Origin of the sequence: Dellaglioa algida DSM 15638, assembly GCF_001434695.1 — a bacterium.
GTDB lineage: Bacteria > Bacillota > Bacilli > Lactobacillales > Lactobacillaceae > Dellaglioa > Dellaglioa algida.
The window spans coordinates 13,466-32,010 of the sequence record NZ_AZDI01000009.1; the positions used below are offsets into that span (position 1 = coordinate 13,466).

The 18,545-nt window shown below is 35.1% G+C and carries 19 protein-coding genes; 13 read left to right on the plus strand and 6 right to left on the minus strand.

What is annotated here, in order from left to right:
* The first annotated feature begins 33 nt into the window (after window positions 1–33).
* Window positions 34–789, plus strand: coding sequence for an ABC transporter ATP-binding protein (locus FC66_RS06260; RefSeq protein WP_112251474.1), 756 nt, complete (start codon window positions 34–36; stop codon window positions 787–789).
* Complete coding sequence (locus tag FC66_RS06265; protein ID WP_057974529.1) at window positions 786–2,822, plus strand: ABC transporter permease; 2,037 nt, start codon at window positions 786–788, stop codon at window positions 2,820–2,822. Before FC66_RS06260 ends, FC66_RS06265 begins: the two co-directional genes overlap by 4 nt.
* Window positions 2,823–2,850: 28 nt before the next feature.
* On the opposite strand, the gene FC66_RS06270 is transcribed toward FC66_RS06265, so the two are convergent.
* Window positions 2,851–3,276 (minus strand): antibiotic biosynthesis monooxygenase, encoded by a 426-nt coding sequence (locus tag FC66_RS06270; RefSeq protein ID WP_157052004.1) that lies wholly within the window; start codon window positions 3,274–3,276, stop codon window positions 2,851–2,853.
* A 176-nt stretch (window positions 3,277–3,452) separates the two neighbouring features.
* Between FC66_RS06270 and FC66_RS06275 the strand changes: the two genes are divergently transcribed.
* The 5 genes from FC66_RS06275 to pepF all read left to right on the plus strand — a co-directional run bounded on the left by FC66_RS06275 (window position 3,453) and on the right by pepF (window position 8,916).
* On the plus strand, window positions 3,453–4,190 hold the full coding sequence (locus FC66_RS06275) for an MBL fold metallo-hydrolase (RefSeq protein WP_057974531.1): 738 nt from the start codon (window positions 3,453–3,455) through the stop codon (window positions 4,188–4,190).
* Window positions 4,191–4,595: 405 nt separating this feature from the next.
* Entirely contained in the window at window positions 4,596–4,994 is a 399-nt protein-coding gene (gene spxA / locus FC66_RS06280; protein WP_057974532.1) for a transcriptional regulator SpxA, read from the plus strand.
* 163 nt (window positions 4,995–5,157) lie between these two features.
* On the plus strand, window positions 5,158–5,835 hold the full coding sequence (locus FC66_RS06285; protein ID WP_057974533.1) for an adaptor protein MecA: 678 nt from the start codon (window positions 5,158–5,160) through the stop codon (window positions 5,833–5,835).
* Window positions 5,836–5,904: 69 nt separating this feature from the next.
* On the plus strand, window positions 5,905–6,849 hold the full coding sequence (locus FC66_RS06290; RefSeq protein ID WP_057974534.1) for a competence protein CoiA: 945 nt from the start codon (window positions 5,905–5,907) through the stop codon (window positions 6,847–6,849).
* Window positions 6,850–7,095: 246 nt separating this feature from the next.
* The gene (gene pepF, locus FC66_RS06295) at window positions 7,096–8,916 is read left to right on the plus strand and encodes an oligoendopeptidase F (protein WP_057974535.1); all 1,821 of its coding nucleotides are present in this window, start codon (window positions 7,096–7,098) and stop codon (window positions 8,914–8,916) included.
* A gap of 49 nt (window positions 8,917–8,965) precedes the next feature.
* Here pepF and FC66_RS06300 read toward each other — a convergent pair whose 3' ends face one another.
* Window positions 8,966–9,598 carry a DsbA family protein gene (locus tag FC66_RS06300; RefSeq protein ID WP_057974536.1) on the minus strand — a complete coding sequence of 211 codons (633 nt, stop codon included), beginning with the start codon at window positions 9,596–9,598 and terminating at the stop codon, window positions 8,966–8,968.
* 263 nt (window positions 9,599–9,861) lie between these two features.
* On the opposite strand from FC66_RS06300, the gene yjbM reads away from it, so the two are divergent.
* From yjbM to mgtE, 4 genes are read left to right on the plus strand one after another with little or no spacing between them, the layout of a single operon-like run.
* Window positions 9,862–10,509: a GTP diphosphokinase gene (gene yjbM, locus FC66_RS06305; protein ID WP_057974537.1), complete on the plus strand. Its 648-nt coding sequence runs from the start codon at window positions 9,862–9,864 to the stop codon at window positions 10,507–10,509.
* A gap of 32 nt (window positions 10,510–10,541) precedes the next feature.
* Complete coding sequence (locus tag FC66_RS06310; RefSeq protein WP_057974538.1) at window positions 10,542–11,345, plus strand: NAD kinase; 804 nt, start codon at window positions 10,542–10,544, stop codon at window positions 11,343–11,345.
* Window positions 11,311–12,231: an RluA family pseudouridine synthase gene (locus FC66_RS06315; RefSeq protein WP_420911477.1), complete on the plus strand. Its 921-nt coding sequence runs from the start codon at window positions 11,311–11,313 to the stop codon at window positions 12,229–12,231. Before FC66_RS06310 ends, FC66_RS06315 begins: the two co-directional genes overlap by 35 nt.
* Window positions 12,232–12,241: 10 nt before the next feature.
* Window positions 12,242–13,612 (plus strand): magnesium transporter, encoded by a 1,371-nt coding sequence (mgtE, locus tag FC66_RS06320; RefSeq protein WP_057974539.1) that lies wholly within the window; start codon window positions 12,242–12,244, stop codon window positions 13,610–13,612.
* A 122-nt stretch (window positions 13,613–13,734) separates the two neighbouring features.
* Here the strand turns inward: mgtE and FC66_RS06325 are convergent, their stop codons facing one another.
* From FC66_RS06325 to FC66_RS06335, 3 genes are all read right to left on the minus strand, one after another.
* Window positions 13,735–13,938 carry a hypothetical protein gene (locus FC66_RS06325; RefSeq protein ID WP_057974540.1) on the minus strand — a complete coding sequence of 68 codons (204 nt, stop codon included), beginning with the start codon at window positions 13,936–13,938 and terminating at the stop codon, window positions 13,735–13,737.
* Between the two features lie 229 nt (window positions 13,939–14,167).
* Window positions 14,168–14,806: a copper homeostasis protein CutC gene (locus FC66_RS06330; protein WP_057974541.1), complete on the minus strand. Its 639-nt coding sequence runs from the start codon at window positions 14,804–14,806 to the stop codon at window positions 14,168–14,170.
* A gap of 12 nt (window positions 14,807–14,818) precedes the next feature.
* On the minus strand, window positions 14,819–15,844 hold the full coding sequence (locus FC66_RS06335) for a lactonase family protein (RefSeq protein WP_057974542.1): 1,026 nt from the start codon (window positions 15,842–15,844) through the stop codon (window positions 14,819–14,821).
* 124 nt (window positions 15,845–15,968) lie between these two features.
* On the opposite strand from FC66_RS06335, the gene FC66_RS06340 reads away from it, so the two are divergent.
* Together FC66_RS06340 and FC66_RS06345 are read left to right on the plus strand one after the other, a co-directional pair.
* Complete coding sequence (locus tag FC66_RS06340; protein ID WP_057974543.1) at window positions 15,969–16,322, plus strand: PTS glucitol/sorbitol transporter subunit IIA; 354 nt, start codon at window positions 15,969–15,971, stop codon at window positions 16,320–16,322.
* 14 nt (window positions 16,323–16,336) lie between these two features.
* The gene (locus FC66_RS06345; protein WP_057974544.1) at window positions 16,337–17,518 is read left to right on the plus strand and encodes an AI-2E family transporter; all 1,182 of its coding nucleotides are present in this window, start codon (window positions 16,337–16,339) and stop codon (window positions 17,516–17,518) included.
* Between the two features lie 30 nt (window positions 17,519–17,548).
* Here the strand turns inward: FC66_RS06345 and guaC are convergent, their stop codons facing one another.
* On the minus strand, window positions 17,549–18,526 hold the full coding sequence (guaC, locus tag FC66_RS06350; protein WP_057974545.1) for a GMP reductase: 978 nt from the start codon (window positions 18,524–18,526) through the stop codon (window positions 17,549–17,551).
* Window positions 18,527–18,545: the final 19 nt, after the last annotated feature.

Consider the following 18,545-nt stretch of genomic DNA (forward strand, 5'->3'; position numbering starts at 1 on the left):
GTTAGGTATAATATTGAGTAACGGAGGGACGAAATTATGGCATTCATTGAAGTAGATCACGTAAAAAAAATTTATGGTATGAAGTTTAATCGGTCAACTGCAATTGACAATATTTCATTTGTCATTGATCCAGGGGAGTTCGTTGGTATCATGGGGCCTTCTGGTGCTGGTAAAACGACATTGCTAAACATTATGTCAACAATCGATAAACCTACCTTTGGACACATAAAGATTGATAATCAGGACGTTACACAATATGATGAAAAAAAACTATCAGAATTTAGACGCCAGAAATTAGGGTTCATTTTTCAAGATTTTAATTTACTGAATTCTTTAACAATTCGAGAAAATATTATCTTACCACTGGCTTTGGACAAATTGAATGTGGCAACAATTGAGGAAAAGCTTGCCAATATTGCAACCGTCTTAAATTTAAATACTATTTTGGAACGGTTCCCAAATGAAGTCTCAATAGGGCAACAACAAAGGGCAGCAGTTGCCCGAGCTATCATAACAGAACCTAAGATGTTATTTGCGGATGAACCAACCGGTAGCTTGGATTCAAAAGCTGCTACAGAGTTATTGCAGTATTTAACGGACGTAAATGAAAAGCAAAAAATGACGCTCATGATGGTCACGCACGATGCATTTACGGCTAGTTATTGTAAAAGGATTATTTTTATTAAGGATGGACACGTGTTTGCTGAAATTAGGCGAGACGGACAAAGAAAAGATTTTTTCCAAAAAATAATTGATATGCAAGCCGCCATTGGTGGAGGAGAACAATGAAACCATTGGCAAATATCGTTTTAAAAAGTGTTCGACGAAGTTTTTGGGATTATTTAATTTATGTAATCGCCAGTTCAATTGCCGTTACTGTGTATTTTTCCTTCTTATCAATGTCTTTTAATAAAGAATTAACACAAAATTCACGCGTAGAATTACCAATATCTGTGACGTTACAAATTAGTAGCTTCTTAATTTTAATTTTTATTGCTTGTTTTATGATGTATACCAATCTTTTTGTGGCCAAACGACGAGAAAAGGAAATTGCCGTTTATCATCTTCTTGGAGTTAAGAAGAGTCAGATTGCTGCGATGTTGTTCGTTGAAAATTTGATTCTGGGTAATATTGCATTGATGATAGGTTTAGCCGTTGGTGCACTTTTCTCTAAATTATTTGCAATGATCCTACTGAGGGCTATGGTGATCACGGCGGATACAAATATTATCGTATCTTGGCGGAGTTTAATTAATACCGTCTTAATCTTTAATGTCATCTTTTTAGTGATGTCTGTTATTAATTCGAGTATTATCTACCGGAAACAGTTAATTTCATTATTTACACACAATGATGGTGCTAGTAATGAACATTTCGGATCATTTAAACGTCTTCTAGCCATCGTTAGTCTTTTTCTAATTGGAGTTCCCTTATACTTAGCAGTTAATTTTGAAGAGCTCGGACCTATTTTTAATATTTGGCTACGTAGAAATGATTATTTGTTGGTCATTGTTATGATTGCAGTGATGATTATTTTAGGAACCCTCTTGGTCTTCTATTGTTTGATACCTATTCTGTTAAGATTGATGCAAAAGTGGCACCATTTTATGTATCGAGGGGGGAGATTACTCGCTTTTTCTAATTTGAAAGGTAATCTGAGACAAAATGCGGTGATGTTGAGCTTGATGACCTTGTTAATTATGTTTTCATTGTCTGCGTTTATTGGGATGGCTACATTATATTCGTATGCGCAAAAGACGATTGATCAGGTTGCACCGGCTCACTTCATAACGGATAATTATCATTTGGCAACCGTTAAAAAAGTGTTAAAAGAAAATCAGTTAGAGATAAAGCAGCAGGTTACCGGACATTTTAAAATTATACCAATGCGGACGAGCGTTCAATTAAATCAAAAAAATAGCAGTAAACCAAAAATTACCCCAATAACAATTATGTCAGAATCTGATTATAATCGTGCTCGTAGAATTCAAGATGGATTAGAATCCATTAAAATTAAGTCAGATGAGTCAATAATGATTTTACATAAGCTAGCGAGATATCAAATTGACGGCGAAAAACAGTTGATTCATTTTGATCAAGAATCATTGAATCAGTTAAAAATACAAAAATATCAGAGTATCTTTCCGTATGGTGAAACCCATTATGTTAAAAATTTGATGATTGTTGATGATAAGGTATATAACGGCGTTAAAAGTGATACGCGATATAATCTAACAGCCATTGATATTAAAAAGTATCAAGCATTTGCACAAAGCGAAAATGATTTTGGACATAAACTTGATGATCAGGCAAAAGAACAAACCTATTTGCAGTTAACTGGAACTTCTCTGGAAAATACACACTATAATTTTTCCGCTCAATCCAAGTCCCGTTACCATTACCAAAACGTAGGCGTTAGGAAACAAGTTGCAAAAAACGTCACTCAATTAACGGGCTTTTTTATATATGTAACTTGTTTTATCAGTATTATCTTAGTAGTCGCAACTTGTAGTATTATGATGTTGCAACAAATGGTAGATCTTAGACAAAATCAGAAAACGTATTCGTTGATGCAGAGTTTAGGCGTAACCAATAAGGAGATTCGACGTATCGTTTATCAGCAGACGGCTGGACTATTTCTAATTCCAGTTATTTTAGGGTCAATCGAAGCGTTGTTCACCTTTAATATTTATGTGGCCTTATTTGATTTACCAAATATCAATGTCATTATATTTTTCTGGGGAACCTTCTATGCGATGTACTACGGATTATTTTTGATCACTGCGCACGTTTTGAACCGAATTATTAATAATAGAAACTAAAAAAAGGTTAAGCACTTAAAAAAGTAACTTAACCTTTAATATTTATGAATTCATTAACTGTATACAATGCATCCACAGGGGTGACTTGAAATTCACTTTCGTAATACTTCAGTTGTTCGTAATCTGAACTTTTACGCCAATTGGCAAAGTCAGATTGTTGTTTCCAGATGGTTAAAAAAACGTAATTGTAACCTTTAGACAACGATTGTAAGGTATAATAAGCAACCATTCCGTCAGGATTCTTTTGTTTACTGATGAAGCTTTGGACCTGAGCCAAGTATACCTTGCTCTCTTCGTCGCTTAATGTAATATACTTAAAATGGTAGAATCCTTGCCAGGAATCTGCACCTACGTGATACCTAACACGGAAGTCTAATCCAGAATAGAAAATAGAATTATCATCGGATATGTCCAGCAGGTATGAATTATTATACTTAACAATAGGACTTAGCATAATAAAAGATCGTGATGAGTTATTTCTGACAATAGATTTTAAAAAATATTCTGCGCCTAGCGCTGTATTTATTCGATTTAACAAAGATACATCTCCAATTTTCTTTAATTCATCACTAAGTATAGTCCAAAAAAATGGTATCCGAGACGCAAAAGCAAAGGGAAGGATAATTAAAAATGAAGTTGACAATTTTAGGATTTTATGGCGGGTATCCAGCACATGAGATTGGAACCAGTTCTTACTTGATTCAAAGTAACGGATTTAATTTATTATTAGATTGTGGTAGTGGGGCTATGCTCAGTTTAGAGCAGAAATTGAACCCCTTAAATCTAGATGCGGTTGTGTTATCACATTATCACCAAGACCATATTGCAGACGTTGGTGTTCTACAATACGATTGGCAGATTAACGGGGATGAAGTTTCTAAGGCCTTACCTATTTACGGGCCTAAAATCGATCAAGAGGCATTTAGTAAGCTCACTTGGGCGGATGCTACGGTCGGAGTCGGTTATACAAATGGAGAAGTCGTAGAGATTGGGCCGTTTGTTTTTGAATTTATAGAAACAATTCATCCAGTACCCGCGTATGCCATGAAAATCACGGAGAGTGCAACTGGTAAGGTATTTGTTTTTACGGCAGATACCGCCTATGACGAGAAATTAAACACAATTAGCCAAAATGCAGATTTATTAATGACTGATACAAATTTCTTTAATGATAAAGTTGGTAAAAAATGGCATATGACGGCGGGTGAATCTGGAAGATTTGCACGGATTAATCATGTTAAAAGGTTGCTATTAACCCATTTACCGGCAATGGGGTCGCATGAATTATTAAAGCAACAAGCGGAGTTAGAAGCTGGTGAGGATGTGACTGTTTTACTTGCAGAGAAATATTTAAAAGTAATTTTGTAATCGAATACATATTGTTAAATTATTTTAACAATATGTATTTTTTTTTTATTGTTAATAAAAATACTGAATTAGCATGAACATGCGTTTCAAGCCGTCGTTACGTACTTTTAGTAAGTATAAAAGGATAATAACGCATGATTAATTATTTAAGAAAATGTATATTATATTTTCTTAAATAATAATAACCATAAAATTTTTATGATAACGTTGTAAAACGATAAAAACCATTTATGGTATAAGTGTAATAATATTTGTTTTAAATGAACAATTTAGATATAAATGTACGATTATCAATCGCGTTAATTAGTAAATTTTTTTAATAAAATGATAGTAATTTGCTGAATAATAAGTTACAATAAGTTTATGGTAATCGATAATTTTTTTTATTAAAAGGAGAGAGAGCATATGGTAACCTTATACACTTCACCAAGTTGTACATCATGTCGAAAAGCACGTGCATGGCTTAAGGAAAATAATATTCCATTCCAAGAACGTAACATTTTTTCTGAGCCTCTCAACATTGATGAAATTAAAACAATTTTGCAAATGACTGAAAATGGAACAGAAGAAGTTATTTCAAAACGATCAAAAGTCTACCAAGAATTAGATATGGACTTAGATGATCTACCACTTCAACAATTATTTTTATTAATTCAAGAGAATCCCGGCTTATTACGTCGTCCAATTATTTTGGATGAAAAACGTCTACAAGTTGGCTACAATGAAGATGAAATTCGTCGTTTCTTACCAAGAGATGTGCGAGCTTTAGAATTACAAAAGGCACAGTTACTTGCTGGATTTTAATTAAGTTAAAATTAAAAAACGTTAGAATATTAGCCTTTACTAGGGCAACATGTTAAAATTCAGGGATGAACATTCCTGGATTTTTTATTTAGGCTGAATTTCTTTACAAATGGTGAATATTAGCTAAAATTAAGATAGTTGTCAGAAAGATGGGTGATAAGCAATGAAAATGGAAAAAATAAATGAAAATACGATTCGAGTTTTAGTGGAAGATGAAGATTTGTCTAAAAGGGGTATTACCGTTTTAGATTTATTGGGTAATAGAACTCAAATTGAAGACTTCTTTTATAGTATTTTACGCGAAGTAGATACAGAACACGAATTTGAAAATAATGAAGCAGTGACATTCCAAGTTTTACCTAATCGAGACGGGTTAGAGTTGTTTATTAGTCGTGGTAAGCCAGAAGATATCCAAAACCCTAAAGAAATAAATATCTCTGATTTGTCGGAGGAAGACGATTTAGGCAGTTTCATAAAGGATAGACTATCTGAACTAGAAGATGCTGATGGCGAATTACAGAACACAGTCAAAGGAACGGGCTACCAAAAAGCGGCTCAAACGAGAACGTTTGAATTTGGAGATTTTGAAGATTTTATTCAACTCGCCAAAATTTTTAGACCAACGAGTACACAAAGTAATTTATTTAAGGTTCAAGATAAATATTTTTTAGAATTAATTTTTGATAAAGATAACACAACAAAAGAAACAATCGAAAATGATATCGCTGTCGCGTTAGAGTATGCACAAGTTGTGCCTTCAACTGGGTCTTTTTTGGAAGAACGTGGGAAAAAGATCATGTCAGATGATGCACTTTCTGAAGCAAGAAAATACTTCAAATAAACAAATTAACCTTTTATGGTTGGTTTGTTTATTTTTTTGCGTATTTTAATTGTGATAAGGAGCAGTTAAATGATATATGCAAAAATGGAACACCATGAAGAGCTAGTTTGCGCGACGGACTTCAAGCGAGGGCATAACTATTTTTGTCCCGGATGCAAAGAGCGCGTTACTTATAAAAATGGGCCCCAAAAGCAAGCCCATTTTGCGCACTACAAAAAAACATGTCATTATTTTTCAGAAGGTGAAACTGACGCACACGTAATTGGTAAAAAATTAATAAAACTATGGGCGGAGAAAAGACATAAACAAGCTAAGATTGAAGAATACTTACCGAAAATCAAGCAAAGACCGGACGTTTTAATTAATTTAAGGAACAGCCAATTAGTTGTAGAGTATCAATGTAGTCCTTTATCGCTCGACTCTTTTCGTAAAAGAACCAAGGGGTATAAAGAGCACGGGTATAGAATTTTTTGGATATTAGGTAAACGACACATGTTAGGTCAAAGATTAACGCAGCAGCAAGCTATGTTTATAAACTTTCATAAAAATATTGGTTATTTCTTGGTTTATCTCGATGCGGAAAAGCAATGTTTAGTATTAAAGTATGAGCTGTGTTTTGAGAATTTGTATGGATTAAGGTATCGAACGGGGATATTTACTGATGCGACGGCCTTAATGTTGTTTATTAAGATAAATTCTAGAAACAGAAATTTGGCTTTAACACGAAGTGAACTAGCGGGGCAGTTAACAAAATTAGAGAAAAACTGCCATTATCTTAATCGATATTTAAAAAATCAAATAGATTATTGTTATGCGCGACGCCAGCTTTTTATGGGATTCCCATTATGCTGTTTGAGTGAATCACGACTACCGCCTATTTATCAACATGAAGATATTTTTTGGAGAATTCGAGTTGTTCTGGAATTACAAGAAGTGATGGCAGATAGTATAACTAGAAGTGAGATTGAGTTAATGTTTATGAAACATCAAAAAATAACTAAAATGTTTTTTTAATTACCTTTTGTTAATCAGTTAGCACGGAAACAAGTTAATGATGCTTGTGTGAAAAGTCTGATTAAAAATCAAATTATAATGCCAATTGATACAACGGGGAATTACGAGATATGTCGTAAAATTGAATGGGCGAACGATGCAACATTAAAAAAAGAAAAGTTATGCCGATCTTGTGCATTTAGTGAATAGTTTGATTAAAAATATGTTATCTTATAAGTGTAAATAAATGATATTTGGAGGGATTTTATGACAATGGCTAAACAATTACCAAAACGTGAAGAAGTACCGGAAAAATTAACGTGGGATGTCAAAAAAGTATATCGGTCGGACGCACTATTCGAAGAAGATTATAAGAAAATCGAAAAATCCGTGTTGACGATCTCGAACCTCCAAGGAACATTAAGTCAAGACGATTCAGCACTCTTGATTGGATTGAAATCTATTTTTGGCCTTGAACGAATGCTCGAAAAAGTTTATGTATATGCTAATTTAAAGAATGATCAAGATACAGAAAATCCAACATATCAGGCTTTAAACGCTAGGGCCGGGTCATTGGCGGCTAAAGTTTCGGCAGCTGTTTCTTGGTTGGAACCTGAAATTATCGCGATGCCAAAGGCGACTTTGGATCAATTTATTGCTAATAACCAAGAGTTAAAAGGTTATCAGCATTTTTTTGATAGTTTATTAATGGAAAAGGCGCACGTTCTTTCTCATGCCGAAGAAACATTATTGGCCGGAGCTAGCGATATTTTTGGTGCGTCATCTAAAACATTTGAAATATTAAATAATGCGGATTTGAAATTCCCAGTAGTCCAAGATGAACGTGGAAATGATGTCCAATTATCGCAAGGAATCTATGGTGTTCTTTTGGAGTCAACAGATAGAAGCGTGAGAGAACAAGCCTTTAAAAAACTGTACGAAGTTTATGGACAATTCCAGAATACATTAGCTTCTACGCTGTCAAGTCATGTAAAAGTTCATAATTATAGTGCACAAATTAGACACTACGAAAATGCCCGGGATGCGTCATTATCAAATAATCAAATACCGGAAATTGTTTATAATACGTTGGTGGAGCAAGTAAATAAACATTTACCCTTGTTACATCGTTATGTTACTTTACGAAAGAAAATATTAAATGTTGAAAAACTGCATTCATATGATTTGTATACACCAATGACCGGTGAACCGGCATTAAGTTACACCTATGATGAAGCAAAAGATGAAGCACTAAAAGCGTTACACGAAATGGGCCCTGATTATTTGAGCCATGTTCAACAAGCGTTTGATGACCGTTGGATTGATGTTGTCGAAAACCAAGGGAAACGAAGTGGTGCTTATTCATCTGGTATGTACGACACGGCCCCTTATATGTTATTAAATTGGCAGAATAACGTAAATAATTTGTACACACTTGTGCATGAAATGGGTCACAGTGTCCATAGCTACTACACACATCATAATCAACCATATTTATATGGTGATTACCCAATCTTTTTGGCAGAGATTGCTTCAACAACTAATGAAAATACATTAACTCATTATTTATTAAAAACACAAACAGATCCTAAAGTAAGGGCATTCCTACTTAATTATTATTTGGATGGCTTTAAGGGAACGGTTTTCCGTCAAACACAATTTGCGGAATTTGAACATTGGATTCACGAGGAAGACGCTGCTGGAAATCCGTTAACGGCCGATAAACTGTCTAGCTACTATGCTGATTTAAATCAGAAATATTATGGTGATAGTTTAGAGCGTGATCCAGAAATCGCCATGGAATGGTCAAGAATCCCACATTTCTACTATAATTATTACGTTTATCAGTACGCAACGGGGTTTGCTGCGGCAACAACTTTATCCGAAGGGATAACGAGTGGTAAAAAAGATGCACTAGATCATTATTTAACCTATCTAAAAGCGGGGAGCTCAGATTTTCCAATTGATGTCATGAAAAAAGCAGGCGTTGATATGACCAAATCGGAATATTTAGATAATGCTTTTTCTGTTTTTGAAATAAGATTGAATGAATTAGAAGCATTATTACCTGAAATACTAGCAAAATAAAAGATACGCTCGTAATCTTAATAATAAGGTTACGAGCGTATCTTTTATTTTATAAAACGTATAATTGATTTTGTGGGTTGTTGGCAGTAGTAAAATCAGTTTGCTGTAAGACTTCTTGACAATTAAAATCGCCGGCGCAAATCTTTGATAGATTGAGAAGATCAACATCTGGAAATGATATGCCGCAGTCAAGACCATCAATGTTATTGATCACAATCGTGGGATGTTCCGTAACATTCATGTCGTTAGCAATTTTTTGATCATTTTTAAATGATTTTTTTGCTAAATCAGAACGTCTGTCCTCAGTGAACATTTCTAAATTAAGGCCGACACTCTTGGCAGCACGTTGAATGAGAGCTTCCGAATAACAGGCGCTGTCTTTAACTAAAGATTCCTGGATGGCCATTAAAAATGCGCGGCCGAGCTTTTTACCTTGAAAAAGGGCCGCTTTGTAATCTAAAGTAGCCTGATAAAGGGACGTAACCAATTCATTCCGAAGCGATAAATTGTGCGTATCAAGATTCTTTTCAATCATGATATCACTTATCATTTGCATATTTAAAATGGGCACAAATTGACAAGAAACTTTTTCTGATGAATTATCAATATAATTTAAAACTTTTTGTTCAGACTTGAAACACTTAGTGCCTAATGGGTTGACAAATAAATAGATTTCTAGCAAGAGTATTCCTCCAATTAATTGATTAGATTTAAAATCATATATTGAGCGTGTGGGGTTTGATTTCATTTCTGTTTTAATAACTATTCTTACTTTACCAAATTTTATTTTTTTTTCAATCATTAACGCTTATTAATTATCAAGATTTCTAAAAATGAGCTCATTATTCTCTAATTTTATGGATATTGAGAGACTAAATCGGATGTAATCGCTTGAGTTATGCTAAAATGAAATGAGTAAATTGATTAAAAGAATAGAGTGATGATATGGTAGAAGACTGGAAATATTTCTTTAGACCTTATGAACAGGCAGTTTCAGAAATGAAAATTAAAATGCGTGGATTACGAAAGCAGTTTACGGGTATTGGTCAACATTCACCAATTGAATTTGTAACGAGTCGTGTGAAGACAGTTGATAGTATCTTAGAGAAAATTGAGCGACGTCAAATTTCAGAGGAACGACTGGAAACTGATATGCAAGATATTGCTGGCATTCGCATTATGTGTCAGTTTGTCGATGATATTTATCAAGTCGTTGATTTATTGCGCTCTCGAAACGACATGACCGTGGTAGAAGAACGTGATTATATTACGAATAAAAAAGCTAGTGGGTATCGATCATATCATATTGTGCTTAAATATCCGGTACAAATGATAAACGGTGAAAAAAATGTACTTGTTGAAATTCAAATTCGAACATTAGCCATGAATTTTTGGGCAACTATCGAACATTCTTTGAACTACAAGTATCAAGGCGAATTCCCTAGTCAGTTGAATGCACGATTAGAGCGAGCAGCGGAGGCCGCTTTTAAATTAGATACCGAAATGTCCGAAATTAGAGAAGAAATTCAAGAAGCTCAACACTTATTTTATGGTAAAGGCTTGAATAAAAATCAGTCTAAAGATGATAAATAAGTAGCAAGAGATATTTGGAAAAGAGGGTACATATGAGAGTTGCTATTTTTGAAAACGATGGAAAAAAATCACAAAAAGTTAGTAAGGAATTATATCAAAAATTAGTGGACGCGCATATACCAATTGATAATGATGATCCCGAAATTGTCATTACGGTTGGTGGTGATGGAACATTACTTGCCGCATTTAGAAACTATCAAGATAATCTTCAAAATATCAGGTTTGTTGGGGTCCATACGGGGCACTTGGGATTTTATACGGACTGGCGAGATGATGAAATTGATGATTTAGTTATTAGCCTACAATCAGACAATAAACAATCAATTAACTACCCATTATTAGATGTTAAAGTTGAATATTATGACGCGGAGCCTGAAAAATTTCTTGCGCTAAATGAATCAACATTAAAACGAATTAATAATACAATGGTGACGGATGTCTATATTGGTGATCAATTATTCGAAAAATTTCGTGGAGATGGGTTATGTATTTCAACGCCAACAGGGTCAACGGCATACAATAAATCCGTTGGTGGCGCAGTCATTCACCCTGGCCTTGAATCATTACAAATGGCAGAAATTGCATCGATTAATAATCGAGTGTTTCGAACGTTGAGTTCACCCGTGATTGTGGCTTCAAATGATTGGATAACACTTAAACCAACGCAAAGTGGTGATTTTATTTTTAGTGTTGATCAGGAAATTTATCATAATAAGCAAATTAAGATGATAAAATACCGGGTAGCAAAGGAACGCATCTGTTTTGCAAAATATCGACATAATGATTTTTGGAAACGTGTGAATGAAGCATTTATTGGCAGTGATTATGAAGATTGATTGGCAATATACTGGGACGTCACCCCAAAAAGTGAAAACTTTTTTGAAGGGCGAAGGTGTATCTAGGCGACTTTTAGCAACCCTTAAATATCGCGGTGGACGGCTCCTAGTTAATGACAATGAGCAATGGGCAATCGACTTTATTCAACAAAATGATAAGGTAAGTATTGTATTACCAGCTGAAAAAAATAAAAATGAGTTGAAAAAATCATTTGTTCCAATTGATATTGCATTCGAGGATCGTGATTTTTTAATTCTTAATAAACCTGCACACGTTGCATCAATCCCTTCGTTTTTGCACCCAGAAGATACACTGATTAATCGTGTCGCAGGTTATTATGATAATTGCCATTTAGAGGAATTTGTTCCGCATATTGCGACACGTCTCGATCGTGATACAAGCGGGCTCGTTTTGTTTGCTAAGCATCGGTTTGCCCATGCGCTACTAGATCAACAACTACAAAATCATCAAATTAATAAGTTTTATACAGCCTTTGTTGAAGGAAAGCTTACAGATGATCATGGACTCATTGACGAGCCTATTCAACGTGATCCTGAATCGTTTATCAAACGACAAGTTGGGCATGGAGAAGGTAGTCAAGTGGCTTCAACGGAATATTGGTTGGAGCGGTCTACGCAGGACGCTAGTCAGTATAGAATTCAACTACATACGGGTAGGACACACCAAATTCGAGTTCATTTCGCGTCAACAGGACATCCCTTAGTTGGTGATACGTTGTATGGCGGACACGTCGATATGCCAATGGAACGGCAGGCACTACATTGCAGCGAGATTGAATTTTACCAGCCGTTTACCCACAGAATGGTAAATGTCCAAAGTCCCATCGCACTGGATATGCAGAAATTCATAAATAAAAATAAATGAGGCACTTCGCATGGCAGATACAGAAAAATATAACCAAATAAAAACTGAAGAAATTATCGACTCGCTGGATAAAGGGCAACGATATAATTTCCATAATGAATTTACAGATTTACATGTTTATGAACAAGCCGAAATATTTACAACACTTGATAAAGAGCAAAGACAAAGAGTCTACCAATACTTAACGCCTAAAGAATTAAGTGATACATTCGATGCTATTGAAGATGATCCCGAAGAAGCTGTCAAATATTTTGATGAAATGTCGCTGAAATATGTTGCCGAATTATTGGACAATATGTATACCGATAATGAAGTTGATCTGTTGGGACAACTTGATAAACATAAGTTGGCTAAGTACTTAGGGTTAATGGATAAAGACAAGGCCAATGAAATTAAGGCATTACTCCATTATGAAGATAAAACGGCCGGTGCTATTATGTCGACTGATTTTGCTTCAATTGTTTCTAACCAAACGGTTAGTTCTGCCATGCAAGTTTTAAGAGAAGAAGCAGGAAATGCAGAAACAATCTATTATGACTATGTTGTTAATAATGATAAACGATTACTCGGAATCGTGACGTTGAGAAACTTATTGATGAGTGACGAGACCGCATTAATTGGTGATATCATGACTACGCCAGTTATGTCCGTAAAAGCGGATGATGATCAAGAAGACGTTGCTAAAATGATTCGTGATTATAATTTTTTGGCGATGCCAGTTACAAATTACGATGAACAATTAATCGGTGTGATTACTGTTGATGATATTATTGATGTTATTGATGAAGAATCAGCTGAAGATTACTCTGGTTTGGCCGGTGTTGATACTGAAGAACAAACTGAAAATCCATTTAAGGCGGCTTCGAAACGATTACCGTGGTTGATAACGTTATTATTTTTGGGGATGTCGACGGCAAGTTTGGTTAGCCATTTTGAGGGCTTGCTAAGTGAAGCAAGTATTTTGGCTGTCTTTATTTCTTTGATTACCGGGACAGCCGGTAATGCCGGAACACAAAGTTTGGCCGTTGCCGTTCGACGGTTAGCTGTTAAAGATGATACGGAACAAAGTGTGGTTAGGCTAATTATTAGTGAGGTATTCACGGGGTTAGTTATTGGTGTTGTAACGGGTATTGCTGTTACCTTAATCGTTGGAATTTGGAAGGGTAACTTTGTACTAGGAATGGTTATTGGACTCGCAATGATGAGTGCAATTACCGTTGCTAACTTGGCCGGTAGCTTCATTCCTATTTTGATGGACAAAATAGGCGTTGATCCGGCTGTTGCATCAGGTCCTTTCATTTCAACGCTAAGTGATTTAACATCTGTACTCATTTATTTCAGTATTGCACAAGTATTTTTAAAGTTTTTTATTACAAGTTAACATAATACAAAAAGCTCTAATCATAGTGGTTAGAGCTTTTTATATTGCGTTTTAAGGGGATAAAATGGTTTGGTGTGTGATATATGAAAGTATTTAAAATCGAAAATATCGATTTTAAATTTTTAGAAATAACCATTAAAAAGAAGATATCCTGCTCCAACACCAAAGAAAATAACCGCAAACAATAAACTATTTGATAAGGCTAACGTAATAAAAGATGAGGTATCTTTAGTGCCTTCCTTTTTAAGTTTCGTGAAAGTTTGCCAGGTCATAAATAGTTGCCAGATAGCGATTAATATGAAGATAATACCAATTATATAAAACATATCAAAGCCTCCTTTACGATTAATCTATCACATTAAGTAAGCGCTGTTTATATTAAATTAATTATATTAGCATAATTTATTTTAAATAATACTCGCGAATAACCGTAATATTTATGACTTTTAAATCTATTTTCAAAATTAATAAGTAGGTAATTAAATAAAAAAATAAATATATTAAAAAGGGTTTGAATATTCCAATTATGGAAGTATCCAAACCCTTATTGTTATCTTACTTTAAAACGATTTTTGTGCCATGAAGTTCTTTAACATTTAAATTAGTCGCAATTTCATCAACATTATCAGCGGTGATACCACCGCCGGGAACAATTTTAATGAGCCCATTTGACCAATCAATAATTTCTTGAAGATGTGGTAGTGTTTCCTCAATTGGCTTATCGAGTGAACCACCGTGTGTCAGAACACGATCGATATCGTGTTCTGACAACCAAGCTAATGCATCGAGTTGGGCATCGCTTGGAATTTCATCAAAGGCCATATGGAAAGTGATTTGCATGCCACCACTTGCGGCAATTAAAAATTCCATAGCATCTGTATCTAATTGATTGTCGGTGTCTAAAGCGCCAAAGACAACACCATCAACCCCAAGTTGTTGAGCCTGAAATAAATCGGCTTCCATAATTTTTAATTCGGTATCGTTATAAACAAAATTTCCACCGCGAGGTCGAATCATTGCCATAACAGGGACCTGATTGTCCTGAGCATAATGCATCGTTTCCGACATAACCCCTTTGCTGACGGTTGTTCCGCCAACGGCAAGATTATCACAAAGCTCGAAGCGATTAGCCCCAGCTGCAAATTGTTTCGGAATATCGGTAAAATTTTCGACTGCAACTTCTTTAATTAACAAATTTAATTTCTCCTAGTTTTCAAAATAAACGCAAACAGATTCTGGAACAGAAATATCTTTCTGGAGCAGGGTTAGCTTGCCAGATGTTGAATCACGTTCAAATAAGCTGGCGTTATCAGTGTTTTGATTAGCAACAACCAAGAATTCTTCCGATTTATTCAAGCTAAAGTCACGTGGAAAATCACCTTCAGTTGGAATCAATTGGATAAGCGCCATTTTACCATCATTGTCTAAGGCGTAACAAGCGATTGAATTATGACCACGATTGGACACATATAAGAAGCGACTATCTTTTGAAATGCGAATAGCAGCAATGCCGTTGTGTGCATCCCAATCCGATGGAATTGATGACAATGTTTGAATTTCTTTAAACGATCCATCTATTTGATCGTAACTAAGCAGCGTTACTTCACTAGAAAGTTCTCCGGCCAAATAAGCTAGTTTCCCATTTTTGTGGAAAACAATGTGTCGAGAGCCAAATCCGGGTGCTGAACGATATTCGGCAACCTGTTTAATGGCACCGTCATCTGAGACGTCAAAAGTTAATAATTGATCAGTACCAAGATCACAGACGACTAAACGATTATCTGGTGTTAAATCAGTAAAGTGAATATGAGAGCTGGTTTGTTCAGGTTTTGGGCCATGGCCTTCATTTGCAGTTTCACTGATGAGAGATAATGAACCGTCAGCTTGGATTTTTGAAATTGAGATAAGGCCTTTATGATAATTTGAGCTATAGACCAATTGTCGTGCATTATCAACTGCCACGTAGGCAGGTGGTGCACCTTCGGCAGAAACGTCATTTAAAAATAAGGGGTTATCCGTTGTGACATCAAATGCGGAAAGACCGCCAAGTTCTGATCTTTTTGAAACTGTGTATAAGATATTTTTATCAGATTTAGTCAAATATGTTGGATTTTCAACTTTAATGTAAGGTATAGCGTCTGTAACTTTTTTTTCGATAGTGTCTAGTTGAGCACGGTGAATACCAGTACTTGTTTTTTTTGTATATGTACCAAATAAAATTGATTCTTTCATAGTTGTAAATGCCTCCTTTTGATATTGCCAATATTATATCATATTTCATTGTAAACGTTATTATTTATACCGTACGTTATGCTATAATTATAGGTAACCAAAAAGAGATAGGGGACGAAAAATTATGACAACAGCAAAAATTGAAGAAATTGGTAAGGATGCTATTTCTAAAAAAGAACCAATTGTGATTCTTTTTAATGAAAGTGCAACGGATGATTTGAGACAAGTTTCTGTTATCCAGTCGTTTGAAGAGGGTAAAGAAATTGTTTCACCAAAGACTGGCGATGAACTGGTCATCGATGATCAGACTTTTAAAATTGATTTTGCCGGAGAGTTGGTTTCAAGTAATTTTGAGTCAGTTGGACATGCCACATTATTCTTTATGGAAGTTCCAGAACATCCACAACCTAATGGTATTTATTTAACACCGCACGTATTACCTACTTTTAAAGTCGGCAGTACAATTATTTATAAATAAAGGGGTTCATTAAAATGCGCCCAGATGAAAATGAAAAAGTTGTTTCACAAAGATCTTGGTTTTGGAAGTGGGTTATCAATAATAAAACGGTTAGCGTTTTATCAATTATTTTATTGAGTTTATTGATTATCTTTATGTCAGAAAAGGTAAACTGGTTTTTTGCACCAATTGGAGAGCTTCTTAGTATCGTCGGGTTTCCAATTGTTTTAGCGGGGGTGTTGTATTATTTAATTGCGCCGCTAATCGATTTTTTTGAATCTCGTTTTAGAATTAATCGTAGTTTACTTATTACAATTGTATTTATCGTTATTGCCGGACTTTTAGTGTGGGGCATTGTCGTTTTAATTCCTGCCGTTCAGACGCAAACAATCAGCATTATTAAAAATTGGCCAACGTATTGGTCAAATATTACGCGTCAAACGGATGACTTTATGTCATCATCTCTATTCGACACAATTAAAAATTCTGTTGAAAATATAAATACAGATATTATCGGAACAATTTCTAAAAAAGCGAGTTCAGTAGTTACTTCAACTGTTGGTTCATTAGGTAGTGTCGTTGGGACCGTGACAACCTTTATTATTGGATTAATAACGGCACCATTTATTTTATTCTATTTATTGAAAGATGGACATAGTTTACCTGGTTATCTTTCGAAGTTTTTCCCAGTTAGATATCGGAAAGCAACAATTGGGCTATTTGATGAAATTAACTTGCAAGTGAGCCAATATATCCGTGGCCAATTAACGGTAGCCTTCTTTGTGGCTGTATTATTCGTTATTGGGTTTTCCGTAGTGGGACTTAAATTTGCCTTAACCTTAGGTATTTTAGCCGGTTTTTTAAACTTAATTCCATATTTGGGATCGTTTTTAGCAATGGTTCCAGCGCTTGTAATTGCCGCGTTCATCTCACCAATTATGTTAGTAAAGGTTATTATTGTCTTTTTCGTTGAACAGACAGTTGAATCAAGACTAATTTCACCATTAATTTTGGGTAGTAGCTTAGCCATTCATCCAGTTACAATCTTAATCGTTTTATTAGGATCAGGACGTATCTTTGGTTTAATGGGGGTTATCTTTGGAATCCCTGGATATGCTATCATAAAAGTTATTGTGACACGGATTTTTGCGTGGTATAAAGAAAGTTCTGGATTATATGTTGAATCAGAACCGGAAAAGATAAATAAAAAAAGTTAGACAAATTTTATTTTGTCTAACTTTTTTTATTTATAGGGCGTCTCCGTTAAAAATCGAATTTTTAACAATAACATAATCAACTTTTTCAAGTGCTGATAAGGTATTACCTCCAGCGTAAGAAATTGAAGATTGTAAATCCTGTTGCATTTCAATTAAGGTATCATGAATGTTTCCTTTAAATGGCACTAACATTTTTTTACCTTCAACGTTCGTATGACTTCCTTTTTGATACTCAGAAGCTGAACCAAAATAACTTTTAAATAACTGACCGTCTTTTTCAATTAAATCGCCAGGACTTTGTTTATGTCCGGCGAAGAGTGAGCCAATCATGCACATTGACGCGCCAAATCTAACTGACTTGGCGATATCGCCGTGGGTTCTGATACCACCATCGGTGATAATTGGTTTACTTGCGGCTTTAGCACACAAGCGAAGGGCAGCTAATTGCCAACCACCAGTCCCAAAACCAGTTTTAATTTTAGTAATACAAACTTTCCCGGGACCAATTCCTACTTTAGTTGCATCCGCACCAGCATTTTCAAGTTCTCTAACGCCTTCTGGAGTCCCAACGTTGCCGGCAATCAAGAAGGATTCTGGTAACCATTTTTTAATATGGTGAATCAAATCAATAACGCTTTGTGCGTGGCCGTGCGCCACATCAATTGTAATATATTCTGGAATTAAATCGGCATTAGCTAGTTCTTCAATTAATGCCCATTCTCTAGGTTTAACGCCAACGCTAATTGAAGCAAATAAGCCTTTCTCATGCATTTTTTTGACAAATGGTAATCGACTTTCTTCATCGAAGCGATGCATGACGTAAAAATAATCATTTGCCGCAAACCATTCTGCTAACGGTTCATCAATAATAGTCTGCATATTTGCAGGGACTACGGGTAATTTAAAACGGCGAGGACCAAATTGAACGGATGTATCAACTTCAGAACGACTGTTCACGATGCACTTATTAGGGACAAGTTGAATATCTTCATAATCAAAAACTGGCATAACGTCTCCTCATTTCCTT

What these genes read in the sequence shown, in the direction of transcription:
- spxA (WP_057974532.1), top strand. Translation starts at nt 4,596, where the DNA reads ATGGTAACCTTATACACTTCACCAAGTTGTACATCATGTCGAAAAGCA.
- FC66_RS06315 (WP_420911477.1), top strand. Translation starts at nt 11,311, where the DNA reads ATGAAGCATTTATTGGCAGTGATTATGAAGATTGATTGGCAATATACT.
- mgtE (WP_057974539.1), top strand. Translation starts at nt 12,242, where the DNA reads ATGGCAGATACAGAAAAATATAACCAAATAAAAACTGAAGAAATTATC.
- FC66_RS06345 (WP_057974544.1), top strand. Translation starts at nt 16,337, where the DNA reads ATGCGCCCAGATGAAAATGAAAAAGTTGTTTCACAAAGATCTTGGTTT.
- FC66_RS06290 (WP_057974534.1), top strand. Translation starts at nt 5,905, where the DNA reads ATGATATATGCAAAAATGGAACACCATGAAGAGCTAGTTTGCGCGACG.
- FC66_RS06310 (WP_057974538.1), top strand. Translation starts at nt 10,542, where the DNA reads ATGAGAGTTGCTATTTTTGAAAACGATGGAAAAAAATCACAAAAAGTT.
- FC66_RS06265 (WP_057974529.1), top strand. Translation starts at nt 786, where the DNA reads ATGAAACCATTGGCAAATATCGTTTTAAAAAGTGTTCGACGAAGTTTT.
- FC66_RS06285 (WP_057974533.1), top strand. Translation starts at nt 5,158, where the DNA reads ATGAAAATGGAAAAAATAAATGAAAATACGATTCGAGTTTTAGTGGAA.
- guaC (WP_057974545.1), bottom strand. Translation starts at nt 18,526, where the DNA reads ATGCCAGTTTTTGATTATGAAGATATTCAACTTGTCCCTAATAAGTGC.
- yjbM (WP_057974537.1), top strand. Translation starts at nt 9,862, where the DNA reads ATGGTAGAAGACTGGAAATATTTCTTTAGACCTTATGAACAGGCAGTT.
- pepF (WP_057974535.1), top strand. Translation starts at nt 7,096, where the DNA reads ATGACAATGGCTAAACAATTACCAAAACGTGAAGAAGTACCGGAAAAA.
- FC66_RS06335 (WP_057974542.1), bottom strand. Translation starts at nt 15,844, where the DNA reads ATGAAAGAATCAATTTTATTTGGTACATATACAAAAAAAACAAGTACT.
- FC66_RS06270 (WP_157052004.1), bottom strand. Translation starts at nt 3,276, where the DNA reads ATGCTAAGTCCTATTGTTAAGTATAATAATTCATACCTGCTGGACATA.
- FC66_RS06275 (WP_057974531.1), top strand. Translation starts at nt 3,453, where the DNA reads ATGAAGTTGACAATTTTAGGATTTTATGGCGGGTATCCAGCACATGAG.
- FC66_RS06340 (WP_057974543.1), top strand. Translation starts at nt 15,969, where the DNA reads ATGACAACAGCAAAAATTGAAGAAATTGGTAAGGATGCTATTTCTAAA.
- FC66_RS06325 (WP_057974540.1), bottom strand. Translation starts at nt 13,938, where the DNA reads ATGTTTTATATAATTGGTATTATCTTCATATTAATCGCTATCTGGCAA.